Source organism: Caulobacter sp. AVps16 (assembly GCF_058681455.1).
In genome coordinates this window covers 3,309,159-3,321,712 of sequence record NZ_CM178739.1, presented here as the reverse complement: position 1 = coordinate 3,321,712, position 12,554 = coordinate 3,309,159, and the positions used below count along the sequence as shown (strand labels likewise).

At 68.3% G+C, this 12,554-nt stretch carries 12 protein-coding genes; 7 read left to right on the top strand and 5 right to left on the bottom strand.

Annotated features, from left to right (window positions below):
* Nucleotide 1 precedes the first annotated feature (1 nt).
* The 4 genes from ACW17U_RS15995 (at nucleotide 2) to ACW17U_RS15980 (ending at nucleotide 3,689) form a co-directional block, all read left to right on the top strand.
* Nucleotides 2-1,141: an ATP phosphoribosyltransferase regulatory subunit gene (locus tag ACW17U_RS15995; protein WP_492053737.1), complete on the top strand. Its 1,140-nt coding sequence runs from the start codon at nucleotides 2-4 to the stop codon at nucleotides 1,139-1,141.
* Entirely contained in the window at nucleotides 1,138-2,100 is a 963-nt protein-coding gene (hisG, locus tag ACW17U_RS15990; protein ID WP_492053735.1) for an ATP phosphoribosyltransferase, read from the top strand. The genes ACW17U_RS15995 and hisG overlap by 4 nt, the downstream gene beginning before the upstream one ends.
* A gap of 453 nt (nucleotides 2,101-2,553) precedes the next feature.
* Entirely contained in the window at nucleotides 2,554-2,994 is a 441-nt protein-coding gene (locus tag ACW17U_RS15985; protein ID WP_492053733.1) for a hypothetical protein, read from the top strand.
* Nucleotides 2,991-3,689 (top strand): HTTM domain-containing protein, encoded by a 699-nt coding sequence (locus tag ACW17U_RS15980; RefSeq protein ID WP_492053731.1) that lies wholly within the window; start codon nucleotides 2,991-2,993, stop codon nucleotides 3,687-3,689. Before ACW17U_RS15985 ends, ACW17U_RS15980 begins: the two co-directional genes overlap by 4 nt.
* Before the next feature lie 149 nt (nucleotides 3,690-3,838).
* On the opposite strand, the gene ACW17U_RS15975 is transcribed toward ACW17U_RS15980, so the two are convergent.
* The 5 genes from ACW17U_RS15975 to ACW17U_RS15955 all read right to left on the bottom strand — a co-directional run bounded on the left by ACW17U_RS15975 (nucleotide 3,839) and on the right by ACW17U_RS15955 (nucleotide 9,626).
* The gene (locus ACW17U_RS15975; RefSeq protein WP_062142983.1) at nucleotides 3,839-5,968 is read right to left on the bottom strand and encodes a M13 family metallopeptidase; all 2,130 of its coding nucleotides are present in this window, start codon (nucleotides 5,966-5,968) and stop codon (nucleotides 3,839-3,841) included.
* A 97-nt stretch (nucleotides 5,969-6,065) separates the two neighbouring features.
* The gene (locus ACW17U_RS15970; RefSeq protein ID WP_492053729.1) at nucleotides 6,066-6,557 is read right to left on the bottom strand and encodes a copper chaperone PCu(A)C; all 492 of its coding nucleotides are present in this window, start codon (nucleotides 6,555-6,557) and stop codon (nucleotides 6,066-6,068) included.
* 17 nt (nucleotides 6,558-6,574) lie between these two features.
* Nucleotides 6,575-7,078 (bottom strand): YcnI family protein, encoded by a 504-nt coding sequence (locus tag ACW17U_RS15965; RefSeq protein ID WP_492053727.1) that lies wholly within the window; start codon nucleotides 7,076-7,078, stop codon nucleotides 6,575-6,577.
* An 8-nt stretch (nucleotides 7,079-7,086) separates the two neighbouring features.
* Nucleotides 7,087-9,159, bottom strand: coding sequence for a TonB-dependent receptor family protein (locus ACW17U_RS15960; protein WP_492053725.1), 2,073 nt, complete (start codon nucleotides 9,157-9,159; stop codon nucleotides 7,087-7,089).
* 68 nt (nucleotides 9,160-9,227) lie between these two features.
* Complete coding sequence (locus ACW17U_RS15955) at nucleotides 9,228-9,626, bottom strand: DUF2946 family protein (protein WP_492053723.1); 399 nt, start codon at nucleotides 9,624-9,626, stop codon at nucleotides 9,228-9,230.
* A gap of 160 nt (nucleotides 9,627-9,786) precedes the next feature.
* Between ACW17U_RS15955 and ACW17U_RS15950 the strand changes: the two genes are divergently transcribed.
* From ACW17U_RS15950 to ACW17U_RS15940, 3 genes are all read left to right on the top strand, one after another.
* Nucleotides 9,787-10,557, top strand: coding sequence for a sulfite exporter TauE/SafE family protein (locus ACW17U_RS15950; RefSeq protein WP_492053721.1), 771 nt, complete (start codon nucleotides 9,787-9,789; stop codon nucleotides 10,555-10,557).
* Nucleotides 10,558-10,627: 70 nt separating this feature from the next.
* Nucleotides 10,628-11,287, top strand: coding sequence for a PAQR family membrane homeostasis protein TrhA (gene trhA, locus ACW17U_RS15945; RefSeq protein WP_492053719.1), 660 nt, complete (start codon nucleotides 10,628-10,630; stop codon nucleotides 11,285-11,287).
* A 7-nt stretch (nucleotides 11,288-11,294) separates the two neighbouring features.
* Complete coding sequence (locus tag ACW17U_RS15940) at nucleotides 11,295-12,530, top strand: patatin-like phospholipase family protein (RefSeq protein WP_492053718.1); 1,236 nt, start codon at nucleotides 11,295-11,297, stop codon at nucleotides 12,528-12,530.
* The last annotated feature ends 24 nt before the right edge of the window (nucleotides 12,531-12,554 follow it).

Sequence of the window (12,554 nt, the reverse complement as noted above, 5' to 3'; positions counted from 1 at the left end):
CATGAGGCTTGAACCGTCCCTGCCGGCCGAGGTCCTGGCCGCCATCCGTGCGCCCTTTGCGGGAGCCGGCGCGGTCCTGACCGACGCCCCGGTGCTGCAGCCGCTGGGCCTTCTGCTGGACCTGGCCGGCGAGGCCATGCGCGCGCGGCTGTTTGTGGTGTCCGGCGACGGCGGCGAGGAGGCCTGCCTGCGGCCCGACTTCACCGTGGCCATTGCCCGCGAGCACCTGGCCTCCGATCGGGCCTCGGGCCGCTATCTCTATGAGGGCAAGGCCTTTCGGGTGGCCCCGCGCGGCAGCGACCGGGCCGAGGAGTTCCTGCAGATCGGGGTCGAGGCCTTCGAGGCCGGAGATCCGGTGGCCGCCGATGCCGAGATCGCCGCCCTGGCCTGGGCTGCCGCCGCTGCCGGTGGCCGCGCAGACCTGACCCTGGTGCTGGGCGATGTCGGCCTGTTCGCGGCCTTTGTGGACACTCTTGACCTGGCCGCGCCCCTGGCGGCGCGCCTGAAGCGGGCCTTCACCCGGCCGCGCCAGCTGAAGCTGGAACTGGAGGGCGGCGCGGCCGCCGGGCCGGCAGGAAGCGACGACCAGGGCCGGATCGCCGCTCTGCTGGCCGGCCTGCCCGAGGGCGAGGCCGCCGCCGTGCTGCAGGAACTGTGGTCCCTGGCCGGGATCGAGCCGGTCGGTGGCCGCAAGCCGGCCGAGATCGCCCACCGTCTGGTCGAGCGGGCCGAGGCGGCGCGGGCCGGTCGTCTGTCTACTGAGCAGATTGAGGTCGTGCGGGCCTTCCTGGCGGTTAGTGATCGTCCGGATGCGGCCCTGGAGGCCATTGCCGACTTGGCCGGGCCCCGACGCGGCGCGCTCGAGCTCGCCCTGGCGGGCTGGCGGGCGCGTCTGGCCGGCCTGATCGCCCGGGGCGTGCCCGAGGATCGCCTGGTCCTGACCGCCGCCTTCGGCCGGGCCTTCGGCTATTATGACGGCTATCTGTTCGAGGTGCGCAGCGCCGCCCTCGGCGACGAGCGTCCCGTGGCGGCCGGGGGTCGCTATGACGGTCTGCCGGCCCGGCTGGGCGCGGCCAGAACCACAGGCGCGGTGGGCTGCATGGTCCGTCCGGCCCGAGCCTATGCGGGAGGCGGCGAATGACGGCTCAGATGATCTTCGCCATCCCCTCCAAGGGGCGCCTGAAAGAACAGGTCGAGGCCTGGCTCTCCGAATGCGGCTTCAAGCTGGAAATGACCGGCGGTTCGCGCGGCTATTCGGCCGAGCTGTCGGGTCTGCCGGGCGTCTCGGTACGCCTGCTGTCGGCCGGTGACATCGCCGCCGGCCTCGATGCGGGCGAGCTGCACCTCGGGGTCACCGGCGAGGACCTGCTGCGCGAGCGCGGCGACGACATGGACAGCCGGGTGATGCTGCTGCGGGCCCTGGGCTTTGGCCGCGCCGACCTTGTGGTCACGGCTCCCAAGAGCTGGCTCGATGTCGACACCATGGCCGATATCGATGCGGTCGGGCACGCCCATCTGGCCCGCACCGGCCGACGCCTGCGGGTGGCGACTAAATATGTCACCCAGACCCGGGCCTTCTTCGCCCGCCACGGGGTGGCCGACTATCGCATCGTCGAGAGCAGCGGCGCCACCGAGGGGGCCCCGGCCGCCGGGGCGGCAGAGCTGGTCGTCGACATCACCACCACCGGGGCGACCCTGGCGGCCAATGGCCTGAAGATCCTGGCCGACGGGGTGATCCTGAAAAGCCAGGCCCAGCTGACCGCCTCGCTGATCGCCGACTGGTCGCCCGTCCAACTGGCCTCGCTGCAGAGGCTGCTGGCGGTGGTCGAGGCCAAGGGCCGGGCCCGCACCCTGGCTACCCTGGTCTGGCCCGCCGAGCAGGACGCGGTCGCCCAGACCGCCGTCGCCGGCTTCGTTGCCCGGGGCGGCTCTCGCCGCGCCAATGGCGCCCTGCTGGCCACGGCCGACCTGTTCGACGCCGCCGCGGCCCTGGCCCAGGCCGGGGTCGAGCCGGTCACCGTCTCGCGTCCCGACTATGTGTTCGAGTCGCGGTCGCTGGTGCTGGACCAGCTCGCGGCTCGCCTGGCCGGTAATATTTGACTCTAATGTCAAAAATATTCTGAGAGAACAGTGATAAGTTTGACTTCTGCGTCCAATCTACCGCGTGCCCGTCAAAAAAACGTCCAGCCCGTTACAGAAATGGGTTTGGTTGCGTTGACACTACCCCATTTATGACGTTTCTACAGCCTGCAAGGAAGAACAGAGCCCATCAGAGAGCTCCCTTCCTTCGGCGTTTCGGGGAGGAAACGCCCGCCTAGATCGAATGATCGAGAAATAGCCAGCCCGTCGCGATTATCCCCCGCGGCGGGTTTGGTGTATCTGGGCCCTGCTTCAAAAATTTGACGCGCGAGTCAAAATGTCGTCGGCTCCTGGCCACGGATCTGGCCGCGACTCTTCAGTGCCTTGCGGTCCTGGCCCCCGGGCGGAGATGATCGATCCGCAGCCGAACCGGCCGCCCGTCGATTCGCCCGCATCCGATCCGGAGGGAGCCTGTTGAACCCCTTGGCCCTGCTGATGCCGGCCCTGATCCCGTCCTGGAACTTCTTTGACGTGATCGCGCCCTCGCCGCGCATCGAATATGCCCTGAGGCCTTCGTCCGCCGTGCCGGAAGACGGCTGGCGCGAGTTCCGGCCCCGGCCAGAGCGCCTGACCGTCGCCGAACGGCTGCGGCGGCTGGTCTGGAATCCGCGCTGGAACGAGACCCTGTTCCTGGTCAGCTGCGCTGAGCGGCTGATCCAGGCTCCGACCGACCACAGCCAGGATGAGATCTTCGCCCGCCTGGCCGCCGACCTGAGCGCTGAGGCAGGCCTTACGGGCAATGAGCCCTGGCTGAGCTTCCGCCTGGTCTTTGTCAGCCGCGAGGGCCAGGAGTTGCAGCGCGAGGTGCTGTTCCAGTCTGCTCCGCGCCGCCTGGCTGGGGGCTCGGTCCCATGAGCCTGGACAGCGTCGCCCGCCTGACCGAGGCCCTTCTCGCCCTGGCCCTGATCCAGCAGAGCCTGGAACATCTGGCCGGGCCCCGCCGCGACCGCCCGCTGTTCTGGGGCCGGATCACTTTATGCGGCCTGGTGATCATCGGGGCCGGGGCGGCCTGGCCGGTGGTCGGCCTGATCGGACTGCTGGGTCTGGCCATCGTCTCCCTGCCGATTCTCGACCGGTTCCAGGGCCCCTATAATGGCGGCAGTGACCGGATGGGGCTGCTGGCCCTGTGGTGCCTGGTCCTGTCGCGGGTCATGCCGAGTCAGGCCCTGCAGGAACTGGTCTTTGCCTATTTGGGCCTGCAGCTGATGCTGTCCTATTTCATCTCGGGCTGGGTCAAGGTGGTCAATCCGGACTGGCGCAACGGCCGGGCCCTGGCCGACGTGTTCCGGTTCTCGGCCTATCCGGTCAGCGAGGACCTGCGCCGCTGGGCCGGCCGACCACAGCTGCTGCAGGTCATGGCCTGGGGTGTGATGCTGTTCGAGCTGACCTTTCCCCTGACGTTGCTGTCGCGGGAAAGCCTGATCGTCGGACTGGTCGTGGCCGCGACCTTCCACCTGGCCAATGCCTGGCTGTTTGGCCTCAACCGCTTTTTCTGGACCTGGCTGGCGGTCTATCCGGCCATCCTGTGGCTGCAGGATCGGCTGTTCTAGAGCGGTATTCGGAAGGTGTGTGGCGGCTGCCGGACCGGGCAAGGCTTGGCTCCATGAGGGGCCGGTTGCGATGCTGGTCCCAGGGGGCAGCCACGAAAAAGGGCCGGTGCTTGCGCACCGGCCCTCGGTCGTCTGACGGTTCGTGGAGACTACCAGATCTTCACGCGCTCTTCCGGCGCGACATAGAGCTTGTCGCCCGGCTTGATGTCGTAGGCCTTGTACCAGCCGACCATGTTACGAATGGTGCCGTTGACGCGGTAGTAGCCCGGCGAGTGGGGACCGGCGATGATCTGCTGCTTGAGGGCTTCGTCCCGCTGCTTGCCCCGCCACACCTGGGCCCAGCCGAGATAGACGCGCTGGTCGCCGGTGAAGCCGTCGAGGATCGGGGCCGGCTGGCCCTTCAGCGAGGCATGGTAGGCGTCGAGGCCGAAGGCCAGGCCGCCCATGTCGCCGATGTTCTCGCCCATGGTCAGGGCACCGTTCAGCTTCATGCCGGGCAGGGGCTCGAAAGCACCGTACTGGGCACCCAGACGGTCGGCCTGGGCCTTGAACTTGGCGGCGTCTTCCGCCGTCCACCAGTCGCGCAGCACGCCGTCGCCGTCGGACTTGCGGCCCTGGTCGTCAAAGCCGTGGCCGATTTCGTGGCCGATCACCCCGCCGATGCCGCCATAGTTGATGGCCGGGTCGGCGTCGGGGTGGAAGAACGGGGCCTGCAGGATGGCGGCCGGGAAGACGATCTCGTTATTGACCGAGTTGTAGTAGGCGTTGACCGTCTGCGGGGTCATGCCCCATTCGGTCTTGTCGACGGGCTTGAACAGCCGCTCGACGTCCTTGCGCCAGGCCCAGACGCCGACGCGCTGGGCGTTACCGAAGGCGTCGTCGTCCTTGATCTCGAGCTTGGAATAGTCTTCCCAGACGTCAGGATAGCCGATCTTGACCGTGAACTTGGCCAGCTTGTCCTGGGCCATGACCTTGGTCGGAGCGCTCATCCAGTCGAGGTTGTCGATCCGCACCTTCATCGACGCGCGGATATTGGCCACCAGGTCGAGCATCTTGGCCTTGGACTCGGGCGGGAAGTAGGCCGCGACATAGTCCTTGCCGACCGCTTCGCCCAGCATGCCGTTGACGGCCGAGACGCCGCGCTTCCAGCGGGGGCGCTGCTCGGGCTGACCCGACAGGGTCTTGGCCCTGAACTCGAAATTGGCGTCCACGAAACGCTTCGACAGCAGCGAGGCCGAGCCATCGGTGACCTTGAAGGCCTGCCAGGCCTTGAGGGTCTCAAGCGGGGTTTCCGAATAGATCTTGGCGTACTTCGGGAACGAGGTGTTGGTCGTGACGATGAACCGGTCGACCTTGGGCAGTTCCGAGGTCGCCAGATAGCGGTTCCAGTCATAGCCCGGGGTCAGGGCCTGAAGTTCGGCCAGGGTGGCCGGATTATAGGTCTTGTCCCGGTCGCGGCGCTCGGCACGGGTCCAGGTCGCCTCGGCCAGCAAGGTCTCGAAATCGACGACGGCCTTGGCGCTCTCAGCGGGCTTTTGCCAGCCCACCATGGTCAGCATCTTTTCGACATAGGCCAGATAGGCGGCCTTCTTGTCGGCGAACTTGGGGTCCAGATAGTAGTCGCGATCCGGCAGCGAGGTGCCGCCCGTTCCGACATAGACCGCATAGGCCTTGGGGTTCTTGGCGTCGGTCTGGATGCCCGCCCCGATCAGGCTGGTAAAGGGCGTGGTGCTGCTCTTGCCCATCAGGGCGGTGAAGTCGGCCTTGGTCTTGACTGCCTTGATCTGGGCCAGCCAGGGCGCGAGCGGCTTGGCGTCCAGCGCCTCGATCTGGGCCTCGTTCATGAAGGCGCGATAGGCTGCGCCGACCTTGGCGGTGTCGCCGGTGGCGGCAGTATTGGCGGCCGCAGCCTCGATGATCGCCTTGGTGCGGGCTTCAGACAGTTCCGACAGCTTGTCGAAATTGCCATAGCGGGTGCGGTCCGACGGGATCTCCGTCCTGGCGTCCCAGGCGCCGTTGGCGAACTTGTAGAAGTCTTCGCCGGGCTTGACGCTGGTGTCCATGCCGGAGGTGTCGAAGCCCCAGGCACCATAGCGCGGCGACTCCAGCGAGGTCAGGTCGCCGGCCGCGCCGGCCGAGGCCGAGGCAAACAGGGCCTGGGTGGTGCAGGCGTCATCAAGGCACTGATGGTCATCGTGGGCTTGGACCTGGGCTTGGGCACCGAAGGCCGACAGCGACAGGGCGGCCACAGCGGCAGCAGCGAACCAGACTCGTTTCATGGATCTCGTATCCGTTGGTGTGAGTTGGCGGCAATCTGACTCGCTGTGGGCCTTTTTACTCCCTTACAAATTTGTCATGTAGCCCGAAGGGACCCGATCAGTGATGGTGCGGCTCGGCGGCAGATCCTTGTCCCGCCTGGGGTGCCGCGCTCTGGGCGGTCAGTTCGACCGCAGCGCGCCGGCCATTGTCGAACACCAGGGTCAGGGGCACCTTTTGCCCCTGGGCCAGGGGCTGCTTCAGCCCCAGCAGCATCAGGTGATAGCCGCCGGGCGCAAAGGCGACGGAGCCCCCGGCCGGGATGACCACGCCGTCGTCCTGGCGACGCATGCTCATGACGCCATTGGCCATGGCCGACTGATGGATCTCGACCTTGCCGGCCACCGGGCTTTCGGCGCTGAGCAGCCGAACCGGTCGCGGACCGGCATTGGCGAAGGTCATGAAGCCGACGCCGTTCATGTTGATCAGGGCCGGTCGGGTCCAGGGCGACTTGATGGTCAGGGCCCCGACCTTGTAGTCGCCGGCCAGGGCCGGTGTCGCCAGGGCGAGGGTGAGGGCGGCCGCGAGGCCCAGGAAGCGTGCGCTCGGCATGGAAGGTCTCCTTGGGATCAGTGCTGGTGGGTGGCGGGCTGGGGCTCGACCGGCGTCAGTCGAAGGATAGCGGCGGGACGGGACAGTTTCTCGCCCGGGGTGTCAGGGGAGGTCACCTCGGTCCACTGGCTTTCCCCCTTCTCGCAGGTCTGGATCACCGGAAACACCAGGGTATCGCCGGTGGCGGGGAGTTTCATCAGTAGCGCGAACTCGTCAAAGGCCTCGTCGGGCAGGCGGCCGCTGAAGGTCACGGCCGAGGGCGCGGCCTTGGGATCGGCACCGGCCTCGCGCTCGATCTCATAGGTCCAGCCGGGCTTGGGCTGCGGGCGGGCCGAGACAACGCCCGGCGGGATCTCGATCCGGACCTTCAGGGTGACGTCGCCCGCCGAGCAGGCATGGCCCACCCGGAAGGCGACGGCGGCATAGGAGCCCGCCCGCGCCGTATCCGGCGCAGCGACCACATGGGCCAGGGCAGGCAGGGGGGCGGCGAGCGCCAGCAGGGCGAGGGCGAACCTGTGCATGGGAACTCCTAGAACTTGCCCGAGACGCCGACGAAGACGCTGCGTCCCTCGCCCGGCCAGAAGGCGGCCGTGTTCTGGACAGTCGCCGCCGTGACGGCCGCCGGATTGGCCAGGGGATTGACGGTGGCGACATAGCGCTTGTCGAGCAGATTGCGCGCATCGAGGAACACCGTCACCCCGTCCCGCACATAGCCGGCCCCGAGCGAGGCGATGGCATGGTCCGGGGCGCGGACCTTGTTGCGGTAGTCGACGAACGGGCCACGCGGCGACCATTCGAGGGCCGGGGCCACGAACCAGCCAGCCGGGTGCTCATATTTCAGCTCGGCGCGGTACAGGTGCTCCGGCACGATCGGCAGGCTGTTGTCGCCGTACTGGGGGTCGCCCTCGAAATGGAAGTCCGACCAGGCCCAGGTCTGGCGCAGGCGCAGGCGCTTGGAAAACCGCCAGTCGAGGCCGGCTTCCAGGCCCTGGTGCACCGTCTCGTCGGCGTTGAAGGTGGCGGCCGGGTGGGCGGGATCGACCACGAAGCTCAGCAGCTCGTCCTTCAGCTCGGCGCGATAGAGGGCGAGGTCCCAGGTCAGGGCTCCCTTGCGGCCGCGCGCACCGATCTCACCGGTCCAGGCCGTCTGGGGCACGACCGGCGCAAAGCCCGCCGCTGCGCTGGGCGAATAGGCCCCAAAATTGGGCGGCTCGACCGAGCGGGTCAGGTTGGCAAACATCTGGCTGTCCTGATCCACCTGGAAAAGCAGGCCGAAGCGCGGGGCCAGCCAGTCATAGTCGCGGCGGGCGGTCAGGTCGAAGCTCGAGGCGACCCCGGCCTGCCTGTAGGCGCGATAGTCACGCTCGGCGGTGCCGTAGGTGGCACCGGCCACCAGGGCGACGCGGGGCGTGACAAAGAACCGGCCCTCGGCAAAGACGTCGAGCGCCTGCGCGTTCTGACGGGAAAAGGCCTGGGCCGCGCCCCGGGAGCCGCGCAGGTTCAGCCACTGGCGGGCGTCCAGATCGCCTGCCCGGTAGGACAGGCCGGCGAACAGGTCGGCGGCGTGGCCGGCGATCTGACCGGTCCAGTCCAGCCGGCCGAAGGCCCCGAAGTTGCGGCTTTCCTGATCGATGACCTGGAAGATCGGGTGGTCGAGGTCGCGCCAGGCCCCATAGACCCCGCCTTCGAGGACAGTGGTGTCGGAGAGCCGCCAGGTAGCCTGCAGGCTGGCCCGGGCATTGCGCATGTTGCGGCCGTAATTATTGGCCAGATTGGCAGCGGCGGCCTTTTCCGGGCTGTTCAGCGCCTGGGCCAGGGTCAGGGAGCCGCCGATCTGCTGGCGCAGGTCCGCGCCGCTGACATAGAGCCGAACCTCACGGTCCTCGCCGAAGCTGTGACCGATATTGGCCGACAGCCGGGCGGCGGAGCTATTGCTCTGCTGACGCCAGCCGTCGCCGTTCAACAGGGTGGCCCCGACGAAGAGGTCACTGTCGCCGAACTGGCGGGCGACCTCGCCATGCAGGCGGGCGGTTCCGAAAGATCCGGCCTCGACGCGAACCAGATTGTCAGCACCGGCGGTCTTGCCGGTCGGGGTGACGAAATTGATCGCCCCGCCCAGCAGGGCGCCGCCGAAGCGCAGGGCATTGCCGCCCTTGTAGACCTCGGTAAAGCGGGCCAGCAGCGGGTCGATCAGCTGATAGTCGCCATAGCCGTCGGCGTCGTTCAACGGCACGCCGTCCTGGGTCAGCAGGGTGCCGCGATTATGGTTGGCATTGCCGATGCCCGAACCCCGGATCGACAGGCGCGTATCCTCGCCGAACTTCTTCTGGGCGAACACGCCGGGCACGTCGCGGACGGTGTCGTTGAGGCCCAGGGCGAAGCGGTTGGCATAGGCTTCCGAGGCGATCACCGCCACCGCTCCGGGGGTTTCCGACAGGCGCTTGCGGGCCAGGGCGACGGCGGGTGGATCTTCCGGATCCGGACGGGCAGTGACCAGGACGGAATCGACCTGGGTCTGGTTGGCATCGGACGCCTGGGCGGCGGAGGCCAGGCAGAGGGCGGCGGCACCCAGCAGGAGGGCGCGGCGGAACGGGAGAGGCATCGTGAAAGGAGACCTGAAAACGTGACGAGGCGCGCGACGGCTCCAGCCGTGGCGCGGGCTTTTGGGGGTCAGGCGTTCAGGAAGGCAGGCGGGCCCTGGCCGGGCGGTCGGGGCGGGGCGCGGGCATGGCCGCGAACGCCGAGGACGCGCACAACAGCGACCTCAAGGCGGACGGCATAGCGGACGGGCGCGATGCTGACGGCCGGGTCCGTGACGAGGGCGGCGGGGATGGCGGCCACGCACTGGCCGCACTTGAAGCCGCCGAAGATCTTGGCCGGTGTCGGGGGCTCGTCGCCGCCGAGCCGGACCAGCTTGGCCCCCTCTGCGGTACAGATGATGATCGCTTCGCCGCCCTGGGTCGAACGGGCCATGGCGGCGCTCGGGGCCAGGGTCTGGACCATCACCGCAAACGCCGCCAGCAGGGCGACGAGCAGACCAGGTCCGGAGTGTTCACGACGGGCGAGCATGATCCTGCGTCCCTAGGACCTGGCAGCGACGGGGTCAATCAGCGGTGACCCGGACCGGATCCGGCGCGATTACTTAAGGACGGGCGCAGGCGAGAGGCTCGCGGCCCATCGCTCGCGGGCGATTGGTCTCGCCGGGTCTGAGCTGTTAAGGCTCGCCGCCATGCTGTCCGATCCCTTCTTCTATGCAGTCGCCATCCCGGCCGTGATCCTGCTGGGCCTGGCCAAGGGCGGTTTCTCCGGGATCGGGGTGGTGGCAACCCCGCTGCTGGCCCTGGCCGTCTCGCCGGTTCTGGCCGCCGCCATCCTGCTGCCGATCCTGATCGTGCAGGACGTCGTCAGCGTCTGGGCCTTTCGCAAGATCTGGGACAAGGGCCTGCTGAAGCTGATGTTGCCGGCCGCCGCCGTGGGGATCGGCCTTGGCGTGGCCCTGGCGGCCTTCGTGTCCACGGCCGCCGTCGAACTGGCCGTCGGCCTGATCGCCATCGTCTTTGCCCTGCAACGGCTGTGGGCCGAGCGGGTGGTCAAGGTCTCCGACCAGGTCGGGACCACGGCGGGCCGGCCCTGGCTGGGCGTGCTGTGCGGCCTGGCGACGGGCTTTACCAGTCAGATCGCCCATGCCGGGGGACCGCCGTTCCAGATCTATGTCCTGCCGCTGCGCCTGCCGCGCGACCGCTTCATCGGCACCAGCGCCGTCTTCTTCGCGGTGGTCAACTGGATGAAGGTTCCGGCCTATCTCGCCCTGGGCCAGTTGACGCCCGGCGTCCTGGCTACGGCCGGCGTGCTGCTGCCCCTGGCCATAGCCTCGACCTGGGCCGGGGTCTGGCTGGTGCGCAGGGTCCCGGCGGAGGGTTTCTACCGGGTGATCTATGTCCTTTTGGTCGCGGTCGGCGGAAAGCTGGCCTTTGACGGGGTCCACGGATTGCTTTCCTGACGACCGTCCGCCCTTTCGGCGCCATGATCATCGTCGTTCTTACGTCACTTGCTGCGGTTAGACTGGGCCCATGACCGACATTACCACCCACTACCCGACCGCCGGTGCCAAGTGCGCCGACCTGATCGTTCACCTGGCCGGCCTGGCCTGCGCCCTGCTCGGCGGCGGCATCCTGCTGGGCCTGGCCTTCGGCATGGGCGACCTGCAGCGCGTGGCGGCAGTGTCGGTCTATACGGTCGGCCTGATCCTGATGCTGTCGCTGTCGACGGCCTACAACTTCGCCAAGGCCCGCTGGCGGCCGCTGCTGCGCCGCTTCGACCATGCCGGCATCTTCGTGATGATCGCCGCCTCCTATACCCCCTTCACCACCCAGAACCTGCATGGCTGGTGGGCGATCGGCATGACCTCGGCCGTCTGGACCGTGGCCGGGATCGGCGTTCTGGCCAAGCTGTTCCTGCCGGGTCTCGACAAGCGCTTCTGGGTCGGCCTGTACCTGGCCCTCGGCTGGCTGGTGCTGGTCGCCATCAAGCCGATGATCGACGGCCTGTCCTGGGTGGCCCTGCTGCTGCTGGCCATCGGCGGCGTGGTCTATTCCACAGGCACGATCTTCTATCTGATGCGGCAGCTGAAGTTCCGCCGCGCCATCTGGCATGGCCATGTGATCGGCGGAGCGGGCCTGCACTATGCCGCTGTGCTGGTCGGGGTGGTGCTGGCCGGTTCGCACGCGTGAGGCCCGCTTGAGCCAACCGCCCGAGCCTGCCCGGAACGCGATCCAGGAGCTGTTCCGCGACCTCAAGATGCCCGACCCCCTGAAGGGCAAGCGGCTCAACGCCCCTCCGGCTGAAAGCCTCGCCAGTATTGTCGGCTTTCCAGGGGTGCGCCTGACCGCCGACCAGGCCGACCAGGCCCTGAACGCGGTTGCCGACCGCCTGGCGCCGACCCGCTCCCTGCTGGGCCGCGACGACTTCAACATCCTCGCCCTGTCAGGCGGTGCGTCCGGCGGGGCCTTCGGGGCCGGCGTGCTGACCGGCCTGTCCAAGGCGGGGACACGGCCCGAATTTGCCATCGTCACCGGGGTCAGCACCGGGGCCCTGATTGCGCCCCTGGCCTTCCTCGGCTCGGCCTGGGACGAACGCCTGACCGACGCCTATGTCGGCGGCCATGCGGCTGAACTCCTCAGCCTCAAGGGCTTTGCCGGCGGTCTCGGGCCCAGCCTGTTCAAGGGCGAGGGCCTGGAGGCCCTGGTCGCGCCCTTCATCGACGAGGTGGTGATCAATGCCGTGGCCCGCGAGCACGCCCGCGGCCGTCGCCTGCTGATCGCCACGACCAATCTCGACAACCAGAAGGCCACCATCTGGGACATGGGCGCGATCGCGGCCAAGGGCGGCGAGGCTGCCGTGCGCCTGTTCCGGGACGTCCTGGTCGCCTCGGCGACGGTGCCGGGTCTGTTTCCGCCCAAGCTTTTCGACGTCGAGGCCGGTGGCGAGCGCTATCAGGAGATGCATGTGGACGGCGGGGTGGCCGCGCCCCTGTTCCTGATGCCCGACGCCCTGCTGCACTGGCGCAATCTCGGCCAGCGCCTGCGGCGCGGGCGGGTCTATGTGATCGTCAATACGGTGCTGGAGCCCTTGCCGCGCTCGACGCCGCCGGGTGTGGCCTCGATCATGGGGCGCAGCTTCGAGACCATGCTGCGCTTTTCCTATCGTCAGGCCCTGAGCCTGGCCTCGGGCTTCTGTGCGCGCCACAACCTGCCGCTCAGCGTGACCTCGATCCCGTCGAGCTTCGACGGCCTGAACCTGCTGAAGTTTGATACGGCTGCCATGCGCAGCATCTTCGACGAGGGTGAGCGCCTGGCGGCGGCCAATGCCATATGGGCCAGCCCTTCGGCCGAGCCCAGCGGCTGGCGCGGCCTGTTTCGCCGCCAGCCGGCCCGGGCCGACAGCGATCCGGGACCGACCGACGTTCTGGACTAGGATGGATGGACGAGGGCGGGCCTC